The sequence below is a fragment of the Enterobacter sp. 241F3 genome (assembly GCF_034106785.1).
Lineage (GTDB): Bacteria > Pseudomonadota > Gammaproteobacteria > Enterobacterales > Enterobacteriaceae > Enterobacter > Enterobacter vonholyi.
The window spans coordinates 573,287-598,769 of record NZ_JAWNDD010000001.1 but is presented as its reverse complement, the minus strand read 5'-3'; the positions used below and the strand labels follow the sequence as shown (position 1 = coordinate 598,769).

Here is a 25,483-nt window from a genome sequence, read left to right as displayed (position 1 = left end):
GGTATTAAAGGCGGAAAACGAGTTCAAACGGCACGTCCGAATCGTATCAATGGCGAGATTCGCGCCCAGGAAGTTCGCTTAACAGATCTTGAAGGTGAACCACTGGGGATTGTGAGTCTGAGAGAAGCGATCGAAAAAGCTGAAGAAGCTGGAGTAGATTTAGTTGAAATCAGCCCTAACGCCGAACCGCCAGTTTGTCGTATCATGGACTACGGCAAGTTCCTTTATGAAAAGAGTAAGTCTTCTAAGGAACAGAAGAAAAAGCAAAAAGTTATCCAGGTTAAGGAAATCAAATTCCGTCCTGGTACCGACGATGGCGATTATCAGGTAAAACTCCGCAGCCTGATTCGCTTTCTGGAAGATGGCGATAAGGCCAAGATCACACTGCGTTTCCGCGGTCGTGAGATGGCCCACCAACAGATTGGTATGGAAGTGCTTAACCGCGTCCGTGACGATCTGAGTGAACTGGCAGTAGTCGAATCCTTCCCTACGAAGATCGAAGGCCGCCAGATGATCATGGTGCTCGCTCCTAAGAAGAAACAGTAAGGCCTTCAAGCAGCAAAATCTGTGGAGCCTTCGGGTTTCATAGGTTTTGTTCGCCTATGTTTCGTTTATTTAACAATGCGAAGTGGAAGTTATTAAGATGCCAAAAATTAAGACCGTACGCGGTGCTGCTAAGCGCTTCAAAAAAACCGGTGGTGGTGGATTTAAGCGTAAGCACGCAAACCTGCGTCATATTCTGACCAAAAAATCTACTAAGCGTAAACGTCACCTGCGTCCAAAAGGCCTCGTTTCTAAAGGCGATCTGGGTCTGGTTATCGCGTGCCTGCCGTACGCATAAGCCGTTAACGTTTAATTTTTTACTAAGAATATAGATACAGGAGAGCACATATGGCTCGCGTAAAACGTGGTGTAATTGCACGTGCACGTCACAAGAAAATTTTGAAACAAGCTAAAGGCTACTACGGTGCGCGTTCACGCGTTTACCGCGTTGCCTTCCAGGCTGTTATCAAAGCAGGTCAGTACGCTTACCGTGACCGTCGTCAGCGTAAGCGTCAGTTCCGTCAACTGTGGATTGCGCGTATCAACGCAGCAGCACGTCAGAACGGTATTTCTTACAGCAAATTCATCAACGGCCTGAAAAAAGCCTCTGTTGAAATCGACCGTAAGATCCTGGCTGACATCGCAGTATTCGACAAAGTAGCGTTCACCGCTCTGGTCGAAAAAGCGAAAGCAGCACTGGCATAAGCCAGTTGAGAGAGGGGGCCTGGCTCCCTCTTTTCATATAACCCTGTAAGAAGATTGACATTTACCCGTGCAGGCTTTTCAATAAGGTCTTAACGGTTTTTACCAGACAAGGTAACGCAAGCATGAATGCTGCTATTTTCCGCTTCTTCTTTTACTTTAGCACCTGATTTCAGGAGGCTAGCGCGTGAAAGATGAAACGAAAAACAGCGCCAGATAAGCCTCCCGATGGAGGCTTTTTTTGTGCCTGAATTTGAGAGAATAACTCCACCAAATCGGTGTCTGCACCGACATAATGAGGAAAATCATGTCACATCTCGCAGAGCTGGTTGCCAGTGCAACAGCCGCCATTAATCAGGCCTCAGATGTTGCCGCGTTAGACAATGTCCGCGTCGAATATCTTGGGAAGAAAGGGCACCTGACCCTTCAGATGACAACCCTGCGTGAGCTGCCGCCAGAAGAACGTCCGGCAGCGGGAGCGGTGATTAACGAAGCCAAGGAGCAGGTACAGCAGGCGCTTAACGCACGTAAAGCCGAGCTGGAAAGCGCTGTGCTGAATGCGCGTCTGGCCGCAGAGACGATCGACGTCTCTCTGCCGGGTCGCCGCATCGAGAACGGCGGTCTGCACCCGGTTACCCGCACTATCGATCGCATTGAAAGTTTCTTCGGTGAGCTCGGCTTTACCGTGGCGACTGGCCCGGAAATCGAAGATGATTACCATAACTTCGACGCCTTGAACATTCCTGGCCATCATCCGGCACGCGCTGACCACGACACTTTCTGGTTCGACGCAACGCGTCTGCTGCGTACTCAGACCTCCGGCGTTCAGATCCGTACCATGAAGGAGCAGGAACCGCCGATCCGTATTATCGCGCCGGGCCGCGTCTATCGTAACGACTACGATCAGACCCACACCCCAATGTTCCACCAGATGGAAGGCCTGATTGTTGATAAAAACATCAGCTTCACCAACCTGAAGGGCACGCTGCACGATTTCCTGAACAACTTCTTTGAGGAAGATCTGCAGGTTCGTTTCCGTCCGTCCTACTTCCCGTTCACCGAACCGTCTGCGGAAGTTGACGTGATGGGTAAAAACGGCAAATGGCTGGAAGTGCTGGGCTGCGGCATGGTGCATCCAAACGTGCTGCGCAACGTAGGTATCGATCCGGAAGTTTACTCCGGCTTTGCCTTCGGTATGGGCATGGAGCGTCTGACCATGCTGCGCTACGGCGTGACCGACTTACGTGCATTCTTCGAAAACGATCTGCGTTTCCTCAAACAGTTTAAATAAGGGCAGGACAGAACAATGAAATTCAGTGAACTGTGGTTACGCGAGTGGGTGAACACCACGCTGGACAGCGACGCGCTTTCTAACCAGATCACCATGGCGGGTCTGGAAGTGGACGGCGTTGAGCCGGTTTCCGGTGCCTTCAACGGCGTGGTCGTCGGCGAAGTGGTAGAGTGCGGCCAGCACCCTAACGCGGACAAACTGCGCGTGACAAAAGTGAACGTGGGTGGCGATCGTCTGCTGGATATCGTCTGCGGTGCGCCAAACTGCCGTCAGGGCCTGAAGGTGGCCGTGGCGACCGTCGGTGCGGTACTGCCGGGCGATTTCAAAATTAAAGCGGCTAAGCTGCGCGGCGAGCCGTCTGAAGGCATGCTGTGCTCCTTCTCCGAGCTGGGTATTTCCGACGATCACAACGGCATCATCGAGCTGCCGCTGGATGCGCCAATCGGCACCGATATCCGTGAATACCTGAAGCTTGACGACAACACTATTGAAATCAGCGTCACGCCAAACCGTGCCGACTGCTTAGGTATCATCGGCGTGGCGCGCGACGTGGCCGTGCTGAACCAGACCGAATTGAACGCGCCGGAGATCGCGCCGGTTGAAGCGACCATCAGTGACGTGCTGCCTATTCAGGTTGACGCTGCGGATGCCTGCCCGCGCTACCTCGGTCGCGTGGTGAAAGGCATCAACGTGAAAGCGCCAACTCCGCTGTGGATGAAAGAGAAGCTGCGCCGCTGCGGTATTCGCTCTATCGACGCCGTGGTCGACGTGACCAACTACGTTCTGCTGGAGCTGGGCCAGCCAATGCACGCGTTTGATAAAGATCGTATCGACGGCGGCATCGTTGTGCGCATGGCGAAAGAGGGCGAAACCCTGGTTCTGCTGGACGGCAGCGAAGCGAAACTGAACGCCGACACTTTGGTGATTGCTGACCACAGCAAGGCGCTGGCAATGGGCGGTATTTTCGGAGGCGAGCATTCGGGCGTCAACGACGAGACGCAAAACGTGCTGCTGGAATGCGCGTTCTTCAGCCCGCTCTCCATCACCGGTCGCGCACGCCGTCACGGCCTGCATACCGATGCCTCTCACCGCTACGAGCGCGGCGTTGACCCGGCGCTGCAGTATAAAGCGATGGAACGTGCGACCCGCCTGCTGATCGACATCTGCGGCGGTGAAGCGGGCCCGGTTATCGACGTTACCAACGAAGCGACGCTGCCGAAGCGTGCGACCATCACCCTGCGCCGCAGCAAGCTGGATCGTCTTATTGGTCACCACGTTGCCGATGCGCAGGTGACCGATATCCTGAAGCGTCTGGGCTGTGAAGTAACCGAAGGCCAGGACGAATGGAAAGCCGTTGCGCCGTCATGGCGTTTCGACATGGAAATTGAAGAAGATCTGGTGGAAGAAGTGGCCCGTGTTTATGGCTACAACAACATCCCTGACGAGCCTGTGCAGGCAGGTCTGGTGATGGGCACCCACCGTGAAGCCGACCTGTCCCTGAAGCGTGTGAAAACCATCCTGAACGACAAAGGCTATCAGGAAGTGATCACCTACAGCTTTGTTGATCCAAAACTGCAGCAGCTGATCCATCCGGGCCAGGAAGCGCTGATCCTGCCAAGCCCAATCTCCAGCGAAATGTCCGCGATGCGTCTGTCCCTGTGGACGGGCCTGCTGGGTACTATCGTTTATAACCAGAATCGTCAGCAAAACCGCGTGCGAATTTTCGAAAGCGGTTTGCGCTTTGTACCGGATAATCAGGCAAATTTAGGCATCCGTCAGGATCTCATGCTGGCTGGCGCCATCAGCGGTAACCGCTATGAAGAGCACTGGGACCTGGCAAAAGGGACGGTTGATTTCTACGATATGAAGGGCGATCTGGAAGCGATTCTGGATCTGACCGGTAAATTATCTGAAATTGAATTCCGCGCAGAAGCCATCCCGGCCCTGCATCCGGGCCAGAGCGCTGCCATTTATTTAGACGGCAAACGCGTTGGTTTTATTGGGGTTGTTCACCCTGAGCTGGAGCGTAAACTGGATCTGAACGGCCGTACCATCGTGTTCGAGCTGGAATGGAACCCGGTGGCTGACCGCGTGATTCCTCAGGCTCAGGACGTCTCCCGCTTCCCGGCAAACCGCCGTGATATCGCGGTTGTGGTCGCGGAAAATGTGCCCGCAGCAGATATTTTGGCCGAATGTAAGAAAGTTGGCGTAAATCAGGTAGTTGGCGTAAACTTATTTGACGTGTACCGCGGCAAGGGCGTAGCAGAAGGTTTCAAGAGCCTCGCTATTAGTCTTATCCTTCAGGATACCAGCCGTACACTCGAAGAAGAGGAGATTGCCGCTACCGTCGCCAAATGTGTAGAGGCATTAAAAGAGCGATTCCAGGCATCATTGAGGGATTGAACCTATGGCGCTTACAAAAGCTGAAATGTCAGAATATCTGTTTGATAAGCTTGGGCTTAGCAAACGGGATGCCAAAGAGCTGGTAGAGCTGTTTTTCGAAGAGATCCGTCGTGCTCTGGAAAATGGTGAGCAGGTAAAACTCTCCGGTTTTGGCAATTTTGATTTGCGAGACAAAAACCAACGTCCGGGCCGCAACCCGAAGACGGGGGAAGATATTCCCATTACAGCCCGCCGCGTGGTGACCTTCAGACCCGGCCAGAAGTTAAAAAGCCGTGTCGAAAACGCAACGCCTAAAGCAGAGTAATATGAACTAACTAAAAAGGCCGCCCACGCGGCCTTTTTTTCTTTGCGCTCTTCGGCAAACCCGCCGTAAAATCAATTACATCTCACGCTACTAAAACCGTACACATGCTTGATTATGCCCATCGCCAGCACCGTTCCGATAAGCGTCACCTGCTTTTGCTGGTGCTGCTGCTCATTGTCGCCGCGGGCGTGAGCCTCTGCGCGGGCGACAGATGGATTGGGCCTGAAAGCTGGTGGGGGCCTGACGGGCAGCTCTTCGTCTGGCAAATTCGCCTGCCGCGGACCGTCGCGGTGGTTCTGGTCGGCGCCGCGCTGGCGCTATGCGGCACCATAATGCAGGCGTTGTTTGATAACCCTCTGGCGGAGCCGGGGCTGCTCGGCGTGTCGAACGGAGCGGGCGTAGGCCTGATAGCGGCGGTAATGCTGGGAGGAGGAGAACTCTCGGGATGGCGTATTAGCCTGAGCGCTATTCTCGGCGCACTGCTGATCACAGCGATCCTTCTTCGTTTCGCCAGACGTCACTTATCGACCAGCCGTCTGCTGCTTGCCGGCGTGGCGCTGGGGATCATCTGTAGCGCGTTGATGACCTGGGCGGTCTACTTCTCAACATCCTTTGACCTGCGACAGCTCATGTACTGGATGATGGGCGGTTTTGGCGGCGTTGACTGGCACCAGGGCTGGCTGATGGCGCTGCTGGTACCGGTCATCGTGTGGGCTGCCCTGCAGGCGCAGCCGCTGAATATGCTCGCGCTGGGTGAAACCTCTGCCCGCCAGCTCGGTATGCCGATTGGATTCTGGCGCAATGTGCTGGTAATAGCTATTGGCTGGCTGGTCGGCGTCAGCGTGGCTCTGGCGGGCGCGATCGGTTTTATCGGGCTGGTGATCCCACACATGCTGCGTCTGTGTGGCCTCACGGACCACAGAACCCTGCTTCCGGCCTCGGGGGTTGCCGGGGCCGTCACGCTGCTGGTGGCCGACGTCATCGCCCGGCTTGCCCTGACGGCCGCAGAGCTGCCCATTGGCGTGGTGACCGCCACGCTGGGCGCGCCGGTATTTATCTGGCTACTATTAAAAGCTGGACGTTAAATCGACAACCTGAGGAAATGCTATGCAGTCAGATATCCTGAATACTGAAGTGACCACCATTGATGGCGATAAAACCACGCTGGAACGCTACAAAGGCAACGTGCTGCTTATCGTCAACGTGGCATCCAAATGTGGCCTGACGCCGCAGTACGAGCAGCTGGAAAATATTCAGAAGGCCTGGGAGAAAGACGGTTTTACCGTGCTGGGCTTCCCGTGCAACCAGTTCCTGGGCCAGGAGCCGGGCAGCGAAGAAGAGATTAAAACCTTCTGCAGCACCACCTATGGCGTGACGTTCCCGATGTTCAGCAAAATCGATGTCAACGGCGAAGACCGCCATCCGCTGTATGCGAAGCTGATCGCTGCCGCGCCGAAGGCCGTTGCGCCTGAAGGAAGCGGTTTTTATGAACGCATGGCCAGCAAAGGCCGCGCGCCGCTTTACCCGGACGATATCCTGTGGAATTTTGAAAAATTCCTGATTGGTCGCGATGGCCAGGTCGTTCAGCGTTTTTCGCCCGATATGACCCCAGAGGATCCGATCGTCATGGAATCGATCAAGCTGGCGCTGGCGAAATAATGTCTTTGCTGATGCAGCTCATGGACGTTGCCGAGAGGGGACGTCTTGAGCCGATGACCGGCGCCGTCAATGCGGGAGAAATCCTGCATCTTGTCGGGCCGAACGGCGCAGGAAAGAGCACGCTGCTGGCACGGATGGCAGGCATGACTGACGGAGAAGGGCAGATAACGCTGCTTGAGCATACGCTCGCCGACTGGTCACCGGTCTCGCTGGCGCATCGGCGCAGTTACCTCGTGCAGCAGCAGGTGCCGCCCTTTGCGATGCCGGTCTGGCATTATCTGATGCTGCATTTGCACGACAAACAACATACGGCACTGCTGACTGACGTGGCCGCGGCCCTCGGGCTGGAAGATAAACTGTCCCGGCACGCCAGCCAGCTTTCCGGCGGAGAGTGGCAGCGGGTGCGACTGGCGGCTGTCATCCTTCAGATCCACCCGGCTGGCAATCCTCACGGGCGGATGCTGCTTCTCGATGAACCCATGAGCGGTCTGGATGTGGCGCAGCAGGCAGCACTGGATACGCTTTTAAGCGCCCTGAGCCGACAAGGCATCGCCGTGGTGATGAGCAGTCATGACCTCAATCACACGCTGCGTCATGCCCACCGGGTGTGGCTACTGTCGCAGGGAAAGATGGTCGCCAGCGGTACGCGGGATCAGGTGCTTACGCCGCCCCATCTTGCCCGCGCATACAATATGTCGTTCCGCAGGCTGGATATAGAGGGACATAAGATGCTGATTTCTACCGGGCAAACGTAACCGTTTCTTGCCTCTTAGCACAATTGCACGCTAAATTACGAAAAGAATAAAAAAAGCAGAGGATTCGTCTGAAAATGCGATTCTGGTTTATCCTGATGGCCGCACTCTTTCTTGCGGGATGCAGTAGCCATCGTGCGCCGCCGCCTAACCCACGGCTTTCAGATTCGATCACCGTTATTGCCAGCCTCAACGACCAGCTGAGCAACTGGCGCGGTACGCCTTATCGCTACGGTGGCATGAGCCGCGGCGGCGTAGATTGCTCCGGCTTCGTTCTGATGACGTTTCGCGACAAGTTTGATTTACAGCTTCCTCGCGAAACGCGCAAGCAGGCCGAAATTGGTACTGAAATTGATAAAGACGATCTACTGCCCGGGGACCTGGTTTTCTTCAAAACCGGCTCGGGTGAAAGTGGTCTGCACGTGGGCATTTATGATACAGACAATCAGTTCATTCACGCCTCGACCAGCCGCGGCGTGATGCGTTCTTCTCTTGATAATGTTTACTGGCGTAAAAATTTCTGGCAGGCACGACGTATATAGTCTTTGTCAGAAACTTCTCTTATGGCGGCATGGTAACTAATAAATCATGCCGTTTTTTCTCAAATAAGATGCTTAAAGTTAAATTTATCTAAAATTATCGAATCCTGCATGTGTCTGTTTTATCTAAAACTGGCTATTATTTTGCAACCAGGATAAAATTATTTTAGATTCAGGGATAAATCTGAAAATAAATACGGAACTAATGAAATTATTCTTATTAAAATCAAGACAGTGGAATTGTGTCGGCAATTGCTCCAGGATGTCCTCTCTCATCTTTAATGCGGAGCGAGTGCAATGATTATTACGCTAGATAATGCTTACCAGTCTGAACTGCTGCTTCTGCCCGCCCGTAATAGCGCAGGGGAGCTTAAAGGTTTAGAGGTTCTGGTTAACTTTACTGGCGTCGGCAGCGATGTGAGGATCCCCACTGAACTCGTTATCCCTCGGCTTTCAGCAGCTGAAGAGTTAGTGCTTTTTAACGAAAAACTGCAATTGCTTGATACCTGTAAACTGTTTTTTATTCAGCATCAGTTAATTGCATGGATCAATATTACACCTGCAATAGTTGAATTTTTATTAAGTAATGGAAACGCTGTTTCAATTCTTGAGCGTTATCCGTTTCTTGAGTTTACTGTTAATGAGAATTATCCAGGTTTAAATAACGGCAAGGACGATCTGCAGCTGGCGAGAATGGCAATCCATTTCCCGTTGGTGCTGGCAAACTTTGGCGCAGGCGCCGCCTCGCTCAAAGCTGTCTATGATGGATTATTTAAACGGGTTATCCTCGATAAAGGATTCATTCAGCAGCGCGCACCGGAGCTCTCTTTTGAGCCTTTTATGCGCGCCATCCTCTGGCAAATCACACCGCATTGCCAGTCAGTGATCGTCTCGGGCATTGACGATCACAGCCTGTTGCAACGCGTGTTGTCCTTCAATTTTGGCGCCATGCAGGGCGCACTTTGGCCAGCCGTCTCTGCCGAGCACGTTACAACGCTGGTTCAGCAGCGATAACCCTTGCTTTCGCCCGTGTTTAAGTCCGGGTAAACCCTCTACACTAAAAGCAGGAGGACCTATGACCCTGTCTTTTACTGCTCAATGGCATGACGAGTTGCCCGGCTTTTACACCGCACTCAAACCAACACCGTTACAAAATTCACGCCTTATCTGGCATAACGATTTGCTGGCAGAAGAACTGGCCATTCCGCCTGAGCTGTTTCAGCGTTCAGAGGGCGCTGGCGTCTGGGGAGGTGAAACGTTACTCGCCGGAATGCAACCACTGGCGCAGGTTTATAGCGGACATCAGTTCGGCGTCTGGGCGGGTCAACTGGGCGACGGCAGGGGGATCCTGCTCGGTGAACAACGGCTTCCCAACGGAGAGACGGTTGACTGGCACCTGAAAGGCGCGGGCCTGACGCCCTATTCGCGAATGGGCGACGGGCGTGCGGTTCTGCGTTCAACGATCCGCGAATGCCTGGGCTCCGAAGCGATGCATGCCCTGGGGATCCCCACCACCCGCGCGCTGTCGATCGTTACCAGCGATACGCCGGTTGTGCGCGAAACAGTGGAAAAGGGCGCAATGCTGATGCGTATCGCGCAAAGCCATCTGCGCTTCGGTCATTTTGAGCACTTTTACTATCGTCGCGAGCCGGAAAAGGTGCGCCAGCTGGCAGACTTTGCCATTCGCCACCACTGGGCGCATCTGATGGACGAGGCGGATAAATACGTGCTCTGGTTCAGGGATGTGGTGGCCCGTACCGCAACCCTGATTGCCCGCTGGCAAACGGTAGGCTTTGCCCATGGCGTTATGAATACGGACAACATGTCGCTTCTCGGGTTGACCTTCGACTACGGCCCGTTTGGTTTCCTGGACGATTATCAGCCGGGGTATATCTGCAACCACTCCGACTATCAGGGGCGCTACAGCTTTGACAATCAGCCCGCGGTGGGCCTGTGGAACCTGCAGCGGCTTGCGCAAACCCTGTCGCCGTTTATCGACGTTGATGCCCTGAATGATGCGCTCGACAGCTATCAGGACATATTACTGCGGGAATATGGCACGCTGATGCGCAACAAGCTGGGGCTGGTGACGCAGGAGAGGGGCGATAACGACATCCTCAATGGCCTGTTTGCCCTGATGGCGCGCGAGGGCAGCGATTATACGCGCACCTTCCGGATGCTGGGGCAGACGGAGCAGCACAGCGCCGCCTCGCCGCTGCGCGATGAGTTTATTGACAGACAGGCGTTTGACGACTGGTTTGCATCGTACCGCGCGCGGCTGCAGCAGGAAGAGGTAGATGATGCGACTCGCCAGACGCAGATGAACGCCACGAACCCGGCGATGGTGTTGCGCAACTGGCTGGCGCAGCGGGCGATTGAGCAGGCGGAGCAGGGCGAGTACGACGAGTTACACCGTCTGCACGTGGCGCTGCGCACGCCGTTTGCCGACCGTGATGATGATTACGTCAGCCGCCCACCTGACTGGGGCAAGCGGCTGGAGGTCAGTTGCTCAAGCTAGAGATTTTTTGCCGGGAGGCGGCTTTGCCTTACCCGGCCTGAACGTCACTGCGCGACCCAGCCGCCATCCATATTCCACGCGGCGCCGCGAACGTTAACGGCGCTGTCGCTGCACAAAAACAGCGCCAGTTCGCCCAGCTGCTCCGGGGTAACAAACTCGCCCGAAGGCTGTTTCTCCGCCAGAAGCTGTTCCCGAGCCTGCTCCGGCGGAATGCCGTCGGCGATACGCTTGTCGATTTGCTGTTGCACCAGCGGCGTCAGTACCCAGCCGGGACAGATCGCATTGGCGGTAATGCCGGTGCGCGCGGTTTCCAGCGCCAGCGATTTCGTAAAGCCCACCACGCCGTGCTTGGCAGCAACGTAGGCCGACTTCTCTTTTGACGCGACCAGCCCGTGAACGGAGGCGATATTAATGATGCGCCCCCAGTTTTTCTCGCGCATGGCAGGGAGCGCCAGCCGGCTGGTGTGAAACACCGACGAGAGGTTAATGGCGATAATGTCGTTCCATTTCTCTACCGGAAACGCGTCAACCGGCGCCACGTGCTGTATGCCAGCGTTGTTAACAAGAATGTCCACGCCGCCAAACTGCGATTCGGCGTAGCGCATCATAGCTTCAATTTCCAGCACGTCACGCAGGTCCGCATCGTGATAGCCCGGCTTTTTGCCCAGGTGCGCAATAGCTTCTCTTGCTGATTCGCTATCGCCGAAACCGTTGAGGATAAGCTGCGCCCCGGCCTTCGCCAGTACGCGGGCGATCCCAAGACCAATGCCGCTGGTCGAGCCGGTGACCAGGGCGGTTTTACCGTTCAGATTCATCTTTCTCTCCTTACACAATGCCGGTCAGATAGAACACGGCAATGACAAAAAGCACTGCCAGACTTTTAATGATAGTGATAGCAAAAATGCCGCCGTAGGCCTGGCGATGGCTCAGGCCAGTGATAGCCAGCAGGGTAATCACCGCGCCGTTATGGGGCAGCGTATCCATACCGCCGCTCGCCATTGAAGCCACGCGGTGCAGCACCTCAAGCGGGATATTGGCGGCGTGGGCGGCGGCGACAAACGAGTCGGACATGGCGGCGAGCGCAATACTCATCCCCCCGGACGCCGAGCCGGTGATCCCCGCAAGCACCGTCACGCTGATGGCCTCATTCAGCAGCGGATTCGGAATAGCCGCCAGCGCGTGGGATAACACCAGAAAACCGGGCAGGGCGGCGATAACCGCGCCGAAACCATACTCCGAGGCGGTATTCATCGCCGCAAGAATGGCGCCGCTTACCGCGGTCCGGCTGCCTTCAGCCAGACGCCCCTGGATATTGCGAAAGCCAAAAATCAGCACCAGCAAAATACCGGCGATCAGCGCCACTTCCACGGCCCAGATGGCGGTGATCTTGCCCACCTCGGTCACAATCGGTTTCGCCAGACCGGGCAGGGTCAGCTCGTGGGTCGTGCCGTACCAGACGGGGATCCAGCGGGTAAACAGCAGGTTCAGTATGCCCACCACCAGCAGCGGGGAGATAGCAATAAGCGGGTGAGGAAGGTTAATGTTGTCCGGCGTTTCGGGCTCATTTTTCAGATCCGTGCCGTAACCTTCTTTGTTATTGAACGCCTTACGACGCTGGCGCTCCAGCCAGAGCAGGCCAAAGACGATAATAAACAGAGAGCCGATAAGCCCCAGCCACGGGGCGGCCCAGGCGTTGGTACCAAAGAAGCTGGTGGGGATGATGTTTTGGATCTGCGGCGTACCGGGCAGGGCATCCATGGTAAACGAGAAGGCCCCCAGCGCCACGGTGGCCGGGATCAGCCGTTTAGGGATGCCGCTCTGGCGGAACAGTTCGGCGGCAAACGGATAAACCGCAAACGCCACCACGAACAGCGACACGCCGCCGTAGGTTAACAGCGCGCACACCAGAACAATCACCGGGATGGTGTGGCGACGGCCCAGGATCTGAATCGCGGCGGCGACGATGGAGCGCGAGAAGCCGGAAAGCTCAATCAGTTTGCCAAACACCGCCCCCAGCAGGAACACCGGGAAGTAGAGCTTGACGAAGCCCACCATCTTTTCCATGAACAGGCCGGTAAAGGTCGGGCCGACGGCGCCCGGATCGGTCAGCAGTACGGCACCGAGCGCCGCAATTGGCGCAAACAAAATCACGCTATATCCGCGATAGGCCGCCAGCATCAGCAGCCCCAGCGCCGCCAGGGCAATTAACACGCTCATTACGACTCCTCACTTTAATTATTATTCGGGTACCAACGAGATGCTTAACGTTCAACGGTGAGGGCAATGCCTTGCCCGCCGCCTACGCACAGGGTGACGAGTCCTTTTTTAACGTCACGGCGCTGCATTTCGTGCAGCAGCGTCACGAGGATGCGGCAGCCGGAGGCGCCAATCGGATGGCCCAGGGCGATAGCGCCACCGTTAACGTTCACCTTTCGCTCATCCCAGCCGAGCTGCTTACCCACCGCCAGTGCCTGCGCGGCAAAGGCTTCATTGGCTTCAATGAGGTCCACGTCATCGAGCGTCCAGCCCGCTCGTGCCAGCGCGGTCTGACAGGCGCTGACCGGACCGATGCCCATCACCGACGGATCAACGCCCGTCACGGCGTAACTCACGATGCGGCCCAGGATCGGCAGTCCGCTCGCCCGTGCGTTTTCGCCGCTCATCAGCAGCACCGCAGCGGCACCGTCGTTGAGCGTGGAGGCATTTCCGGCCGTGACCGTGCCTTCCTCCTGCAAAAAGGCGGGGCGCAGCTGCGCAAGCTGCTCGGCGGTGGTGCCTGGCCGGAGCTGCTCGTCACGGCTGACAATAAGCGGAGGCTTTTTACCCTGTTTCACCGTCACCGGCGCAATCTCCGGGTCAAAACGACCCGCTTCGGCGGCGGAAGCCGCTTTCTGCTGCGACCGGGCAGCGAAGGCGTCCTGCTCTTCGCGGGAAACGCCAAACTGCCGGGCGACGTTTTCAGCGGTGATCCCCATGTGGTAATCGTTGAACGCATCCCACAGGCCGTCCGTAATCATGCTGTCCTGCAGGCCCGCATGGCCAAAACGCAGCCCTGAACGCGCGCCGTCCAGTAGATAGGGGGCGTTGCTCATGCTCTCCTGACCGCCTGCGATAATCGCGTCCGCGTCGCCGCAGCGGATCGCCTGCGCGGCGAGCTGCACCGCTTTCAAGCCCGCGCCGCACACCAGGTTGACCGTAGTCGCCGGCGTGCTGACGGACAATCCGGCGGCGATGGCCGTCTGGCGCGCAGGGTTTTGCCCGCATCCCGCCGTCAGCACCTGGCCGAAAATCACCTCATCGACCGTCTCAGCAGGAAAACCGCTTTTTTCAAGCAGACGACGTACCGCGACGGCACCCAGCTCGGCCGCAGAGAGGGGCGCGAGCGATCCGCGAAAACTGCCAATGGGGGTTCGCGTGGCCCCGACAATCATGACCTCTTTCATGGTGAGTCCTCAGCTAAAGCGCATCTCGCGAACGTCGTCCGCCACAATCATTTTCCCGGCCGTTTTCGCCGCGATTTCATCGATACTGACGCCGGGGGCGTATTCCCGCAGGATGAACGCGCCGTCCGCGATCTCGAGCAGCGCGAGGTCGGTTAAGACCCGGCGGATACAGCCCGCCCCCGTGAGCGGCAGCGTGCAGCGCGACAGCAGCTTTGACTCACCGCTTTTCGACGCGTGGGTCATCACCACAATGATGTTCTGCGCTCCGGCGACGAGATCCATCGCGCCGCCCATACCCTTCACCATCTTTCCGGGGATCATCCACGAGGCGATATTGCCTTCGACATCCACCTCAAACGCGCCCAGCACAGTCAGGTCAACATGGCCGCCGCGGATCATGGCAAACGACTGGGCCGAGTCGAAAATGGCCGCGCCTGTCCGTGCGGTCACGGTCTGTTTACCGGCGTTGATCATGTCCGCATCAAGGCTCTTTTCGTCAGGAAACGCGCCCATCCCCAGCAGTCCGTTTTCCGACTGAAGCATCACGTCCATTCCTTCCGGAATGTAGTTCGCCACCAGGGTAGGAATACCGATCCCCAAGTTGACGTAATATCCGTCGCGCAGCTCGCGGGCGACGCGCATGGCCATCTGTTCACGGGTTAACATCGTCACACTCCTTCCGCGCGCAGGGTGCGCTGTTCAATACGTTTTTCAAACTGGCCGACAATCAGCCTGTCGACGTAAATGCCCGGGGTATGAATGGACGACGGGGGCAGCTCGCCCGGGGGAACAATCTCTTCCACCTCGACGACCGTTATCCGGCCCGCCGTTGCCATCAGCGGATTAAAATTTTGCGCGGTATGCCGGTAGACGACGTTGCCGTACCAGTCAGCTTTCCAGCCCTTGATCAGTGCGAAATCACCGGTAATGGCCTCTTCGAGGATGTAGTGCTTACCGGCAAACTGGCGCACGTCTTTGCCGGTAGCCACGGGCGTGCCGTAGCCGGTGGCCGTGTAAAATGCCGGGATACCCGCACCGCCCGCGCGCACCTTTTCCGCCAGCGTGCCCTGAGGCGTGAGTTCAATCTCCAGTTCGCCGCTCAGCACCTGCTGCTCGAACAGCGCGTTTTCGCCGACGTAAGAAGCCACCACCTTACGCACCTGCCGCGTCTCAAGCAGAAGCCCAAGACCGAAGCCGTCCACGCCGCAGTTGTTTGATACCACCGTCAGATCTTTCACCTGACGGCGTCTGACCTCTGCTATCAGGTTCTCCGGAATACCGCACAGGCCGAAGCCGCCCGCCAGCAAAGTCATTCCGTCCGTCAGCCCATCCAGCGCCTGCGCATAGCTGTCGACGCGCTTATCCAGTCCCGCCATCGTCATTCCTCCTCTTAACCGTGGCGGTATCATTAGGGGCGGCAACTCATTTGTTAATTTTGAATTTGTGACCCACTCATTTGGTTTTTTTATTAATTTCCTGTTAACTAAATTTTTTCAATTAGTTAACAGGATGAAAAATGAGAATGAGTGTCAAACAGTTACGTGCGTTTTTAGCGGTAGCTCACACTCTTAATTTCGCGCACGCCAGCGAACGGCTGAATCTTTCCCAGCCGGCCCTGAGCCTGACGATTAAAGCGCTGGAGGACGCGCTCGGCGGACCGCTGCTGCAGCGGAGCACGCGCAAGGTCGCGCTGACGCAGGAGGGCGAGACGTTTTTGCCGATGGCGCGCCAGCTGCTTGCCGACTGGGATAACGTCGAAGAGGCGATGCACCAATGCTTTACCCTGCAGCGCGGTAAAATTTCGGTTGCGGCCATGCCGTCGTTTGCCGCGAATGTCCTGCCCGAGGTGCTAAAAGCGTTTCGCGATCGTCATGCCGGGATTAACGTCACCGTGCATGACGTTATCAACGAGCAGGTGATAGAGATGGTGCGGGAAGGGCGCGTGGAGATGGGCATCGCCTTTGAGCCCGCGCCCACGCACAACCTGCTGTTTACCCCGCTGGGTCTCGACCGCTTTGTTGCCATTGTGCCGAAAGCTTCCCCGCTGGCGGGCAAAAAGCGCCTGACATGGGAAGCGCTGCTGACGCTGGATTTCATCACCCTGCAGCGCCCCTCAGCGGTACGTCTGATGATGGAGGAGGAGCTGGCGCGAAGCGGCAGAAAGCTGGACGTCGCGCTGGAGAGCCATCAGCTGGTTACGGTCGGGCGAATGGTCGCGAGCGGGCTGGGCGGCAGCGCCGTCCCGGCGCTCTGTGAAGCCCAGATGACGGCGCTGGGCGCGGTCTGTATTCCGCTGGATAACCCGCCGATTGAAAAGTGCATTGGGGCGATCCATCCCGGGCACACGCAGCTCTCAAAAGCGGCGCATGCCCTGCTGGAAACGCTGAAGGATTTTTATCAGCCGGGTCAGGCGGTGTGACCCGGCTGACCCGCATGCTTCAGAAGCGGGTATCTACTGCTGCAGCCAGCTTTTCCAGCAGCAGCTCGCTGTCTTCCCAGCTCAGGCACGGGTCGGTGATCGACTGGCCGTAAACCATCTGCTGTCCGGCAACGATTTTCTGCGTGCCTTCCTTGATGAAGCTTTCCGCCATAATCCCGGCAACGGCGGTCGAGCCGCTGCGGATCTGCTGGCAGATCTCATCGCAGACGTCCAGCTGGCGGCGATGCTGCTTCTGGCAGTTGCCGTGGCTGAAATCCACTACCAGATGTTCCGGCAGGTCGAATTCGGCCAGCGTTTCACAGGCTGCCGCAATATCTTGTGCATGGTAATTGGGTTTCTTCCCGCCGCGCATAATGATGTGCCCGTAAGGGTTACCGCTGGTCTGGTAGATGGTCATATGACCGCTTTTATCCGGCGACAGGAACATATGGCTGGCACGGGCAGCGCGGATGGCATCAACCGCAATACGGGTGTTGCCATCGGTCCCGTTTTTAAAGCCGACCGGGCAGGAGAGGGCGGAGGCCATCTCGCGGTGGATTTGGCTTTCGGTGGTGCGTGCGCCAATTGCGCCCCAGCTGATCAGATCGGCGATAAACTGCCCGGTCACCATATCAAGAAACTCGGTTGCTGTCGGTACGCCCAGCTCGTTGACCTGCAAAAGCAGCTTACGCGCCAGCTCGATGCCGTGGTTCACGCGATAGCTGCCGTTGAGGTCAGGATCGGAGATCAGCCCTTTCCAGCCCACCACGGTCCGCGGTTTTTCAAAGTAGGTGCGCATAACAATCTCAAGGCGGTGCTGATACTTATCCCGCAGGCCCTGAAGCCGTTTTGCATAATCCATCGCGGCATCCAGGTCGTGGATGGAGCAGGGACCAATCACCACCAGAAGACGCTTGTCTTCACCATTGAGGATTTTTTCAATGCGGCGGCGGGAGGCCGTCACGTGTTCCGCAACGGCAGCGGAAACAGGATGCCGCTGGGCCAGTTCAGCCGGCGTAACCAGGCTGTCAATGCGCGCAGTGCGGAGTTCATCGGTTTTATTCATGGAATGTCTCAGAAAATTTTTGCTTCATCGGCAGACTACCGGGAAGTGATGGGCATCACCTTAAACCAATCCCTGCTGATTTCAAGTTCGGGGCGACACCGCCCCGTGGTTGCCGATGATGATACCTGAATCTGAGTTAATGTACTAGCATATTAGTACATACGGCGGTTTAGCCCCATGATGTCGAGAATTTTGGTGGCAATTTCTTCCACCGAATAGTTGGTGCTGTTCAGCCATGGGATCTGATTTTTGCGGTACAGGGCTTCCACTTCGGAGACCTCCATCCGGCACTGGCGCATGGAGGCGTAGCGGCTGTTCTCGCGGCGCTCTTCGCGGATAGCGGCAAGGCGCTCCGGATTAATGGTCAGCCCGAACAGCTTGTGCTGCAGCGGCTTGAGGGCAGCGGGCAGCACCAGGTTATCCATATCGTCAGCGATAAACGGGTAGTTGGCGGCGCGAATGCCGAACTGCATCGCCAGGTAGAGACTCGTCGGGGTTTTGCCGCAGCGCGACACGCCAAGCAGGATCACCTGCGCCTGGTCGAGATTGCGCAGCGAGATACCGTCGTCGTGCGCGAGGGTGTAATCGATGGCGGCAATACGCGCGTCGTACTTGGTCAGGTTGCCGGGGTTCAGCCCGTGGGTACGGTGGGCGATAGGGGTCGGGTCGAGCTTCAGCTCGCTTTGCAGCGGAGCCACCAGCGCCTGCACAATATCCTGGCAGAAGCCTTCGCTCTGCAGAATGATGGAGCGAATCTCGGGGATCACGATGGAGTAGAACACCAGCGGGCGGACGCCGGTCTGCTGGTAAATGGCGTCGATCTGGTCCTTCACCGCTTTGGCGCGGCTCTCATTTTCGACAAACGGCAGCGTAATGCTGTTGATCGATACGGGAAACTGCGACATCACCGCGTGGCCCAGCACCTCGGCGGTGATCGCCGTACCATCAGAAATATAAAAAACGTGACGATCGACAGCACTATCCATTTTACCCACCCTGAATATCAGACGTAATTGTCTGAAAGCATAAATTAAAAAAGTAATTTACACAGCAAAGAACTTATCCTAATTATGAGTGAAACACTGTTTTTGATTTTCCTGAAAAGTGGATTTCATTTTTCAAATAGCGACTTTATTTTTGGGGTTTCTGGCTGAATATAGAGGAATCATCGGGTTAATCGTTGATGGGAAAGTATCCGAAAAGTTGAAATTTTAAATTGCTTACACGATTCACCGTTTTTTTAGCGGAAATAAATATGCCAGTATAAAAACGTAGTCAGGTGTTACTTACTCCGATCAAATATCACAAAAGGATTGTTTCGATGTCCAACAATGGCTCGTCACCGCTGGTGCTTTGGTATAACCAACTCGGCATGAATGATGTAGACAGAGTTGGGGGCAAAAATGCCTCCCTGGGTGAAATGATTACAAACCTCTCGGGTATGGGTGTCTCCGTACCGAACGGGTTTGCCACCACCGCCGATGCCTTTAACCTGTTTTTAGACCAGAGCGGTGTTAACCAGCGCATTTACGACCTGCTGGATAAAACGGATATTGATGACGTCACCGAGCTTGCCAAAGCCGGGGCGCAGATCCGCCAGTGGATCATCGACACACCTTTCCAGCCGGAACTGGAAAAAGCCATTCACGACGCGTACAACCAGCTCTCCGCTGACGATGCGCAGGCTTCCTTTGCCGTACGTTCCTCTGCGACCGCAGAAGATATGCCGGACGCCTCGTTTGCCGGACAGCAGGAAACCTTCCTGAACGTCCAGGGTTACGATGCGGTGCTGGTGGCCGTGAAGCACGTGTTTGCTTCCCTGTTCAACGACCGTGCCATCTCCTATCGCGTGCATCAGGGCTACGACCATCGCGGCGTGGCGCTCTCCGCTGGCGTACAGCGCATGGTGCGCTCGGACGTGGGCTCATCCGGCGTGATGTTCTCCATTGATACCGAATCCGGCTTCGACCAGGTGGTGTTTATCACCTCCGCGTGGGGCCTGGGTGAGATGGTCGTGCAGGGTGCGGTAAACCCTGACGAATTCTATGTTCATAAGCCTACGCTAGCAGCTGGCCGTCCGGCGGTAGTGCGCCGCACCATGGGCTCGAAAAAAATCCGCATGATCTATGCCCCGACGCAGGAGCATGGCAAGCAGGTTAAAATTGAAGACGTACCGCAGGAGCAGCGCGACCGCTTCTCCCTCACCGACGCTGAAGTTCAGGAGCTGGCGAAGCAGGCGGTGCAGATTGAAAAACACTACGGCCGTCCGATGGACATCGAATGGGCGAAAGACGGTAACACCGGCAAGCTGTTTATCGTGCAGGCGCGTCCGGAAACCGTCCGCTCTCGCGGCCAGGTGATGGAGCGTTATACGCTGCACGCCCAGGGCAAAATCGTGGCGGAAGGCCGTGCTATCGGTCACCGCATCGGTGCCGGTCCGGTTAAAGTGATCCACGACATCAGCGAGATGAACCGTATTGAGCCCGGCGACGTGCTGGTGACCGACATGACCGACCCGGACTGGGAACCGATCATGAAGAAAGCGGCGGCTATCGTTACCAACCGCGGCGGTCGTACCTGTCACGCGGCGATCATTGCCCGCGAGCTGGGTATTCCTGCGGTTGTCGGCTGCGGTGACGCCACCGAGCGCATGAAGGACGGCCAGAACGTGACCGTTTCCTGTGCCGAAGGCGATACCGGCTATGTGTATGCCGATATCCTCGACTTCAGCGTGAAGAGCTCCAGCGTGGACACCATGCCGGATCTGCCGCTGAAGATCATGATGAACGTCGGTAACCCGGACCGCGCGTTCGACTTCGCCTGCCTGCCGAACGAAGGCGTAGGCCTGGCGCGCCTGGAATTTATCATCAACCGTATGATCGGCGTTCACCCGCGTGCGCTGCTGGAGTTTGACGACCAGGATCCGAAGCTGCAGAACGAAATCCGCGAGATGATGAAAGGCTACGACTCGCCGAAAGAGTTCTACGTCGGCCGTCTGACCGAAGGGATCGCGACGCTCGGCGCCGCTTTCTATCCGAAACGCGTGATTGTGCGTCTGTCTGACTTTAAGTCTAACGAATACGCCAACCTGGTAGGCGGCGATCGCTACGAGCCGGAAGAAGAGAACCCGATGCTGGGCTTCCGCGGGGCCGGACGCTACGTGTCCGACAGCTTCCGCGACTGTTTCGCACTGGAGTGCGAGGCGGTGAAGCGCGTGCGCAACGACATGGGGCTGACCAACGTCGAAATCATGATCCCGTTTGTGCGTACCGTCGATCAGGCTAAAGCCGTTGTTGACGAGCTGACGCGTCAGGGTCTGAAGCGCGGCGAGAACGGGCTGAAGATCATCATGATGTGCGAAATCCCGTCCAACGCCCTGTTGGCCGAGCAGTTCCTGGAACATTTCGACGGCTTCTCTATCGGCTCGAACGACATGACGCAGCTGACGCTGGGTCTGGACCGTGACTCCGGCGTGGTCTCCGAGCTGTTCGATGAGCGTAACGAGGCGGTGAAGGCGCTGCTTTCTATGTCCATTCGCGCGGCGAAGAAGCAGGGCAAATACGTCGGGATTTGCGGTCAGGGTCCATCCGACCATGAAGACTTTGCCGCCTGGCTGATGGAAGAGGGGATCGATAGCCTGTCCCTGAACCCGGATACGGTGGTGCAAACCTGGCTGAGCCTGGCGGAACTGAACAAGTAACGCTACGCTGACCCGAAAAGGCGAGGATATTATTCCTCGCCTTTTTTATTTCATTTGTTATTTGCTCCCCATCACAAATAAAGTAAAAAACTAAATATCATAATTTGCCTGTTAATTTAGACAATTGTTAGCGCGCAACGCGTTGCTAATACTTGAGCCTTACTGCGCATTTCCCTTCAGGTGATGCGCAACTGGTTGAAATACGTTTTAACCTGATAAAAAGGCAAATAACAATGACACTTTCCTCTGTATTGCGTACCAAAGATAAAATAGGTTATGGCTTAGGTGATATGGCCAGCGCACTGGTCTGGCAAACGGCAACCTTATTTCTCGCTTATTTCTATACGGACGTTTTTGGGCTTCCCGCCGCAATTATGGGCACCATGTTTTTAGTGGTGCGCGTGGTCGATGCATTTGTCGACCCGTGCATTGGCGCGCTGGTTGACCGCACACAGACGCGTCACGGACGTTTCCGTCCCTGGCTGCTGTGGTTCGCCATCCCGTTTGGCGTAAGCTGCCTTATCACTTTTTATGTACCGGACGTGGGGCCGACGGCGAAAATCGTCTATGCCTGCGTGACCTACGCAATTTTAAGCCTGATTTACTCCGCGATTAACGTGCCTTACTGCGCCATGCCCGGCGCGCTGACGTTGGACCCGCGCGAGCGTCACTCCCTGCAGTCGTGGCGTTTTGGCCTGTCGTTTATCGGCGGGTTGATTGTGACGGTTATTGCCCTGCCGCTGGTCTCATTGTTAGGCCAGGGCAACGTGCAGAAAGGCTATTTCTATGCCATGAGTCTGATGGGCCTGCTGGGAATCGTTCTGTTCTTCTGCTGTTTCCTGATGACCCGCGAGCGTTATTCGCCGCGCAATGATACCTCCGGCTCGATGCTCACCGATTTAAAACTGCTGGCCGGGAACAGCCAGTGGCGTATTGTGTTCCTGTTTAATATTTTGCTGTTAACGGCGGTGGTGACGCGCGGTTCCGCCACGATGTATTACGTGAACTATGTGCTGTTGCGCCCGGATCTGGTTTTTGCCTTTATTGTTTCCGGCATGGTGGCCTCCTTAAGCGGCGCATTATTATCTGAACGGCTGCTGGGAAAATTTGACCGCGTGCGCGCCTATCAGTGGACGATAATTTCCTTCGTGATTTTTGGTGCGCTGATTTTCTTCCTGCCGCCTTCGCAGGTGTGGCTGATCTTTGGCCTCAACATCGTCTTTAGCTTTATTCAAAACCTCACCACGCCGCTGCAGTGGACCATGTTCTCCGATGTGGTCGACTACGAGGAGCATCGCAGCGGCCGTCGTCTGGACGGGCTGGTCTTCTCCACCGCGCTGTTTGCCATCAAATTCGGCCTGGCGCTGGGCGGCGCGGTGGTCGGCTGGGTGCTTGGCATGGTGGATTACGCCCCGGGACAGGCAACCCAGGCGCCAGGCGTTCTCTCGACCATCAACGCGCTGTTCACCCTCATCCCTTGCGCGCTGTTCCTCTGCATGGTCGCGCTGCTGGCCATCTACAAGCTTAACAGCCGGCTGGTGGATTCCATCGCCCGTGAGCTGGCCAGCAAACGTGAAGTCAGACCCGAAGCGGGGCAGCTCAGCCCGGCAACCCCTTCCGCACTACAGGAGTAAAACATGACAGATATCTATAAGGACGCGGGACGTCCCGTGCACGAGCGCGTCGCCGATTTACTGGCGCGTATGACCCCGGAAGAGAAGTTCGCCCAGATGCATGCCTACTGGCTGATCCTCGATGAAAACGGCAACCACCGCGAACGCAGCGACCTCAGCGATGAATTCGCCGGCGTGAGCGAGCAGGCAGCGCTGAGTGAACGGCTAAAGCTGGGCGTCGGGCAGATCACCCGTCCGCTGGGTACCCATATCGTTGACGCGAAAACCGGCGTGCGCGCCGCGAACCGCCTGCAGCGCATGATGGTGGAGGAGACGCGTCTCGGCATTCCGGCCTTGTTCCATGAAGAGTGCCTGGTGGGGCTGCTGTGCAAAGACGCTACGCTGTTCCCGTCGTCGCTTAACTACGGCTCCACCTGGGACCCTGAACTGGTACAGCGCGCGGCAGAGCAGATCGGTAAAGAGGCGCGGTCCGTCGGCTGTCAGCAGGGGCTGGCGCCGGTGCTGGACGTGTCCCGCGACGTGCGCTGGGGGCGAACCGAGGAAACCTTTGGGGAAGATCCGTGGCTGGTGGGCGTGATGGCGACCGCCTGGGTGAAAGGATTGCAGGGCGATAATCGCGACCTGCTGGCGACGCTCAAGCACTACGTGGGCCACTCGTTCAGCGAAGGGGCGCGCAACCACGCGCCGGTACACCTGGGGTTCAGCGAGCTGAACGACACCTTCCTGCTGCCGTTTGAAATGGCGGTGAAGCTGGCCAATGCCGGGTCGGTGATGCCCGCCTATCACGATATCGACAATCAGCCCGGGCACAGCGACAGCTTCCTGCTGACTACCGTCCTGCGCGAACAGTGGGGATTCGACGGGATTATTGTCGCGGACTACGGCGGCATCAGCCTGCTGCACCAGCATCACGGGATTTCCCACGATGCGGCGGAATCCGCCGCGCTGGCGTTCAACGCGGGGCTGGACGTTGAGCTGCCGAAAGACGACTGCGCGCGGCATCTGGCAGACGCCGTTGAGCGCGGGCTGATCTCTATGGCGAAAGTGGATGAGATCGTGGCGCGCGTGCTGACGGAAAAATTCCGCCTGGGCCTGTTTGAAAAGCCGTACGCGGATGAGAACGGTATCGATCTGCAAAACGACATGACCCGCCAGGTCGCGCGGGAGGTGGCGACGAAATCGCTTACGCTGTTGGAAAATAACGGTATTTTACCGCTCGGCGGTAAGCCCCGCGTGGCGGTGGTGGGGCCGACGGCAGACGATCCGCTGGCGTTACTCAGCGGCTACAGCTTCCCGGTGCATCTGATCATCAGCGATATGGTTGAAGAGACCTCGCAGGTGACGACCCCGCGCGCGGCCCTGGAACACTACCTCGGCGCGTCGCAGGTCCGCTATGCCAAAGGGTGTCACATTATCGAGAAACGGATGGCGGGTGCGCCGGTCTTCCCGGGCGACAGCGGCGGCAAACCTATGCAGCAGTCGCCGGTCTCGCAAAGTACCGCCCTGATCCCCGAGGCCGTGAACGCCGCCCAGGAGAGTGACGTGGTGGTGGCTTGCGTGGGCGATCTTGCCGGGCTGTTCCAGAGCGGCACCGTGGGGGAAGGTTCCGATACCGATTCCCTGAACCTCCCTGGCGTGCAGCAACAGCTGCTGGAAGCGCTGGTGGCGACGGGCAAACCGGTGATCGTCGTGATGACCGGCGGGCGCCCGTACAACCTTCATGGGCTGGAGGATAAGGTCGCGGCGCTGCTGGTGGCGTGGGCGCCGGGGCAGGAAGGGGGCTGGGCGATTGCGGACGTGCTAACGGGACGCGCAGAGCCGCAGGGGCGTCTGGTGGTGAGCGTGCCGAAAAGCGCCGGGGCCATGCCGTATTACTACAATCACAAGCTCAAAAGCGGCGGCACGCCGTTTGCGTTCCACTTCGGTTCACGTTATCCGTTTGGCTTCGGCCTCGGCTGGACGACTTTTAGATGGGGCGCAGCCCGCCTCACCGAAAGCAGCGTGCCGATCGACGGCGAGGTGACGCTGAGCGTAGATATCGCCAATACCGGGGAACGCAGCGGCAGCGAGGTGGTGCAGGTTTACGTCAGGGATAAGGTCGCCACCCAGGTACGGCCGCTTCAGGAGCTGAAGGCCTTCCAGCGCGTCACGCTCTCGCCGGGCGAATCCGCCACGCTCAGCTTTACGCTACCGGTTGAGATGTTCAACTTTACCCGCCGGGACGCGAAGCGCATCGTTGAGCCGGGCGAGTTTGAACTGCAGGTTGGCGCATCGTCGGCGGATATCCGCGAGGCGGTGACGGTCAATGTGTCCGGGGAAACGCGGGTGCTGCCAGCGGAGTGGCGGATGCTCAGTGCCTGTGAGATTAAGCGCGCGTAGTCAGGATAAAAAAAAGCCCATCGTGGGAGATGGGCAAAGACTACACACAGCAATTCGTTGTTTCACTCAGGGGATTTCCATGCTTATAAATCAAGGTGTTGATTTATAACCGTGTGCTAATAGTAGGCATG

At 57.0% G+C, this 25,483-nt stretch carries 24 protein-coding genes, 1 other RNA gene and 1 other annotated feature; of the genes, 17 read left to right on the top strand and 8 right to left on the bottom strand.

Going from position 1 to position 25,483, the window contains the following annotated elements:
- Positions 1-3: 3 nt before the first annotated feature.
- The 13 genes from infC to selO all read left to right on the top strand — a co-directional run bounded on the left by infC (position 4) and on the right by selO (position 10,711).
- Positions 4-546 (top strand): translation initiation factor IF-3, encoded by a 543-nt coding sequence (gene infC, locus UR504_RS02765; protein ID WP_014069901.1) that lies wholly within the window; start codon positions 4-6, stop codon positions 544-546.
- Between the two features lie 97 nt (positions 547-643).
- Positions 644-841, top strand: a complete 198-nt coding sequence (gene rpmI, locus UR504_RS02760) for a 50S ribosomal protein L35 (protein ID WP_003030583.1) — start codon at positions 644-646, stop codon at positions 839-841.
- A gap of 50 nt (positions 842-891) precedes the next feature.
- Complete coding sequence (rplT, locus tag UR504_RS02755; protein WP_000124850.1) at positions 892-1,248, top strand: 50S ribosomal protein L20; 357 nt, start codon at positions 892-894, stop codon at positions 1,246-1,248.
- Between the two features lie 117 nt (positions 1,249-1,365).
- Positions 1,366-1,490, top strand: a sequence feature (Phe leader region).
- Entirely contained in the window at positions 1,371-1,415 is a 45-nt protein-coding gene (gene pheM / locus UR504_RS02750) for a pheST operon leader peptide PheM (RefSeq protein ID WP_001386830.1), read from the top strand. (Overlaps the previous feature by 45 nt.)
- A 62-nt stretch (positions 1,491-1,552) precedes the next feature.
- Positions 1,553-2,536 (top strand): phenylalanine--tRNA ligase subunit alpha, encoded by a 984-nt coding sequence (gene pheS / locus UR504_RS02745; protein WP_020884406.1) that lies wholly within the window; start codon positions 1,553-1,555, stop codon positions 2,534-2,536.
- A gap of 15 nt (positions 2,537-2,551) precedes the next feature.
- Positions 2,552-4,939 carry a phenylalanine--tRNA ligase subunit beta gene (gene pheT, locus UR504_RS02740; RefSeq protein WP_302234771.1) on the top strand — a complete coding sequence of 796 codons (2,388 nt, stop codon included), beginning with the start codon at positions 2,552-2,554 and terminating at the stop codon, positions 4,937-4,939.
- A 4-nt stretch (positions 4,940-4,943) separates the two neighbouring features.
- Positions 4,944-5,243 (top strand): integration host factor subunit alpha, encoded by a 300-nt coding sequence (gene ihfA / locus UR504_RS02735; RefSeq protein WP_003857805.1) that lies wholly within the window; start codon positions 4,944-4,946, stop codon positions 5,241-5,243.
- Between the two features lie 104 nt (positions 5,244-5,347).
- Entirely contained in the window at positions 5,348-6,328 is a 981-nt protein-coding gene (gene btuC / locus UR504_RS02730; protein ID WP_302234772.1) for a vitamin B12 ABC transporter permease BtuC, read from the top strand.
- A gap of 22 nt (positions 6,329-6,350) precedes the next feature.
- Positions 6,351-6,902 (top strand): glutathione peroxidase, encoded by a 552-nt coding sequence (locus tag UR504_RS02725; RefSeq protein WP_111965614.1) that lies wholly within the window; start codon positions 6,351-6,353, stop codon positions 6,900-6,902.
- On the top strand, positions 6,902-7,657 hold the full coding sequence (gene btuD / locus UR504_RS02720) for a vitamin B12 ABC transporter ATP-binding protein BtuD (RefSeq protein ID WP_127730480.1): 756 nt from the start codon (positions 6,902-6,904) through the stop codon (positions 7,655-7,657). Before UR504_RS02725 ends, btuD begins: the two co-directional genes overlap by 1 nt.
- Before the next feature lie 74 nt (positions 7,658-7,731).
- On the top strand, positions 7,732-8,196 hold the full coding sequence (locus UR504_RS02715) for a C40 family peptidase (protein ID WP_111965616.1): 465 nt from the start codon (positions 7,732-7,734) through the stop codon (positions 8,194-8,196).
- Positions 8,197-8,490: 294 nt separating this feature from the next.
- Positions 8,491-9,207, top strand: a complete 717-nt coding sequence (locus tag UR504_RS02710) for an EAL domain-containing protein (protein ID WP_111965617.1) — start codon at positions 8,491-8,493, stop codon at positions 9,205-9,207.
- Positions 9,208-9,268: 61 nt separating this feature from the next.
- On the top strand, positions 9,269-10,711 hold the full coding sequence (gene selO / locus UR504_RS02705) for a protein adenylyltransferase SelO (RefSeq protein WP_115874830.1): 1,443 nt from the start codon (positions 9,269-9,271) through the stop codon (positions 10,709-10,711).
- A gap of 44 nt (positions 10,712-10,755) precedes the next feature.
- Here selO and UR504_RS02700 read toward each other — a convergent pair whose 3' ends face one another.
- Genes UR504_RS02700 through UR504_RS02680 form a run of 5 tightly spaced genes read right to left on the bottom strand, consistent with a single transcriptional unit; the run spans position 10,756 to position 15,530 of the window.
- Positions 10,756-11,526: a 3-hydroxybutyrate dehydrogenase gene (locus UR504_RS02700; RefSeq protein ID WP_115874831.1), complete on the bottom strand. Its 771-nt coding sequence runs from the start codon at positions 11,524-11,526 to the stop codon at positions 10,756-10,758.
- Positions 11,527-11,536: 10 nt separating this feature from the next.
- The gene (locus UR504_RS02695; RefSeq protein ID WP_302234773.1) at positions 11,537-12,928 is read right to left on the bottom strand and encodes a GntP family permease; all 1,392 of its coding nucleotides are present in this window, start codon (positions 12,926-12,928) and stop codon (positions 11,537-11,539) included.
- Positions 12,929-12,972: 44 nt separating this feature from the next.
- Positions 12,973-14,154, bottom strand: coding sequence for an acetyl-CoA C-acetyltransferase (locus UR504_RS02690; protein ID WP_302234774.1), 1,182 nt, complete (start codon positions 14,152-14,154; stop codon positions 12,973-12,975).
- A gap of 9 nt (positions 14,155-14,163) precedes the next feature.
- A complete protein-coding gene (locus UR504_RS02685) occupies positions 14,164-14,820 on the bottom strand; it encodes a CoA transferase subunit B (RefSeq protein WP_302234775.1) in 657 nt (218 codons plus the stop codon).
- Positions 14,821-14,822: 2 nt separating this feature from the next.
- Positions 14,823-15,530, bottom strand: a complete 708-nt coding sequence (locus tag UR504_RS02680; protein WP_111965623.1) for a CoA transferase subunit A — start codon at positions 15,528-15,530, stop codon at positions 14,823-14,825.
- 140 nt (positions 15,531-15,670) lie between these two features.
- Between UR504_RS02680 and UR504_RS02675 the strand changes: the two genes are divergently transcribed.
- A complete protein-coding gene (locus UR504_RS02675) occupies positions 15,671-16,573 on the top strand; it encodes a LysR family transcriptional regulator (protein WP_302234776.1) in 903 nt (300 codons plus the stop codon).
- Between the two features lie 19 nt (positions 16,574-16,592).
- On the opposite strand, the gene aroH is transcribed toward UR504_RS02675, so the two are convergent.
- Together aroH and UR504_RS02665 are read right to left on the bottom strand one after the other, a co-directional pair.
- Positions 16,593-17,639: a 3-deoxy-7-phosphoheptulonate synthase AroH gene (aroH, locus tag UR504_RS02670; protein ID WP_008500645.1), complete on the bottom strand. Its 1,047-nt coding sequence runs from the start codon at positions 17,637-17,639 to the stop codon at positions 16,593-16,595.
- Between the two features lie 152 nt (positions 17,640-17,791).
- Positions 17,792-18,625: a pyruvate, water dikinase regulatory protein gene (locus UR504_RS02665; RefSeq protein WP_023311315.1), complete on the bottom strand. Its 834-nt coding sequence runs from the start codon at positions 18,623-18,625 to the stop codon at positions 17,792-17,794.
- 335 nt (positions 18,626-18,960) lie between these two features.
- On the opposite strand from UR504_RS02665, the gene ppsA reads away from it, so the two are divergent.
- The 3 genes from ppsA (at position 18,961) to UR504_RS02650 (ending at position 25,352) form a co-directional block, all read left to right on the top strand.
- On the top strand, positions 18,961-21,339 hold the full coding sequence (gene ppsA, locus UR504_RS02660) for a phosphoenolpyruvate synthase (RefSeq protein WP_302234777.1): 2,379 nt from the start codon (positions 18,961-18,963) through the stop codon (positions 21,337-21,339).
- Between the two features lie 233 nt (positions 21,340-21,572).
- Positions 21,573-22,973, top strand: coding sequence for an MFS transporter (locus tag UR504_RS02655; RefSeq protein ID WP_048977420.1), 1,401 nt, complete (start codon positions 21,573-21,575; stop codon positions 22,971-22,973).
- 3 nt (positions 22,974-22,976) lie between these two features.
- A complete protein-coding gene (locus UR504_RS02650) occupies positions 22,977-25,352 on the top strand; it encodes a glycoside hydrolase family 3 N-terminal domain-containing protein (protein WP_302234778.1) in 2,376 nt (791 codons plus the stop codon).
- A gap of 5 nt (positions 25,353-25,357) precedes the next feature.
- On the opposite strand, the gene rprA is transcribed toward UR504_RS02650, so the two are convergent.
- Positions 25,358-25,465, bottom strand: an RNA gene (rprA, locus tag UR504_RS02645) — antisense sRNA RprA.
- Positions 25,466-25,483 lie beyond the last annotated feature (18 nt).

What these genes read in the sequence shown, in the direction of transcription:
- rpmI (WP_003030583.1), top strand. Translation starts at nt 644, where the DNA reads ATGCCAAAAATTAAGACCGTACGCGGTGCTGCTAAGCGCTTCAAAAAA.
- rplT (WP_000124850.1), top strand. Translation starts at nt 892, where the DNA reads ATGGCTCGCGTAAAACGTGGTGTAATTGCACGTGCACGTCACAAGAAA.
- pheS (WP_020884406.1), top strand. Translation starts at nt 1,553, where the DNA reads ATGTCACATCTCGCAGAGCTGGTTGCCAGTGCAACAGCCGCCATTAAT.
- pheT (WP_302234771.1), top strand. Translation starts at nt 2,552, where the DNA reads ATGAAATTCAGTGAACTGTGGTTACGCGAGTGGGTGAACACCACGCTG.
- ihfA (WP_003857805.1), top strand. Translation starts at nt 4,944, where the DNA reads ATGGCGCTTACAAAAGCTGAAATGTCAGAATATCTGTTTGATAAGCTT.
- btuC (WP_302234772.1), top strand. Translation starts at nt 5,348, where the DNA reads ATGCTTGATTATGCCCATCGCCAGCACCGTTCCGATAAGCGTCACCTG.
- UR504_RS02725 (WP_111965614.1), top strand. Translation starts at nt 6,351, where the DNA reads ATGCAGTCAGATATCCTGAATACTGAAGTGACCACCATTGATGGCGAT.
- btuD (WP_127730480.1), top strand. Translation starts at nt 6,902, where the DNA reads ATGTCTTTGCTGATGCAGCTCATGGACGTTGCCGAGAGGGGACGTCTT.
- UR504_RS02715 (WP_111965616.1), top strand. Translation starts at nt 7,732, where the DNA reads ATGCGATTCTGGTTTATCCTGATGGCCGCACTCTTTCTTGCGGGATGC.
- UR504_RS02710 (WP_111965617.1), top strand. Translation starts at nt 8,491, where the DNA reads ATGATTATTACGCTAGATAATGCTTACCAGTCTGAACTGCTGCTTCTG.
- selO (WP_115874830.1), top strand. Translation starts at nt 9,269, where the DNA reads ATGACCCTGTCTTTTACTGCTCAATGGCATGACGAGTTGCCCGGCTTT.
- UR504_RS02700 (WP_115874831.1), bottom strand. Translation starts at nt 11,526, where the DNA reads ATGAATCTGAACGGTAAAACCGCCCTGGTCACCGGCTCGACCAGCGGC.
- UR504_RS02695 (WP_302234773.1), bottom strand. Translation starts at nt 12,928, where the DNA reads ATGAGCGTGTTAATTGCCCTGGCGGCGCTGGGGCTGCTGATGCTGGCG.
- UR504_RS02690 (WP_302234774.1), bottom strand. Translation starts at nt 14,154, where the DNA reads ATGAAAGAGGTCATGATTGTCGGGGCCACGCGAACCCCCATTGGCAGT.
- UR504_RS02685 (WP_302234775.1), bottom strand. Translation starts at nt 14,820, where the DNA reads ATGTTAACCCGTGAACAGATGGCCATGCGCGTCGCCCGCGAGCTGCGC.
- UR504_RS02680 (WP_111965623.1), bottom strand. Translation starts at nt 15,530, where the DNA reads ATGGCGGGACTGGATAAGCGCGTCGACAGCTATGCGCAGGCGCTGGAT.
- UR504_RS02675 (WP_302234776.1), top strand. Translation starts at nt 15,671, where the DNA reads ATGAGAATGAGTGTCAAACAGTTACGTGCGTTTTTAGCGGTAGCTCAC.
- aroH (WP_008500645.1), bottom strand. Translation starts at nt 17,639, where the DNA reads ATGAATAAAACCGATGAACTCCGCACTGCGCGCATTGACAGCCTGGTT.
- UR504_RS02665 (WP_023311315.1), bottom strand. Translation starts at nt 18,625, where the DNA reads ATGGATAGTGCTGTCGATCGTCACGTTTTTTATATTTCTGATGGTACG.
- ppsA (WP_302234777.1), top strand. Translation starts at nt 18,961, where the DNA reads ATGTCCAACAATGGCTCGTCACCGCTGGTGCTTTGGTATAACCAACTC.
- UR504_RS02655 (WP_048977420.1), top strand. Translation starts at nt 21,573, where the DNA reads ATGACACTTTCCTCTGTATTGCGTACCAAAGATAAAATAGGTTATGGC.
- UR504_RS02650 (WP_302234778.1), top strand. Translation starts at nt 22,977, where the DNA reads ATGACAGATATCTATAAGGACGCGGGACGTCCCGTGCACGAGCGCGTC.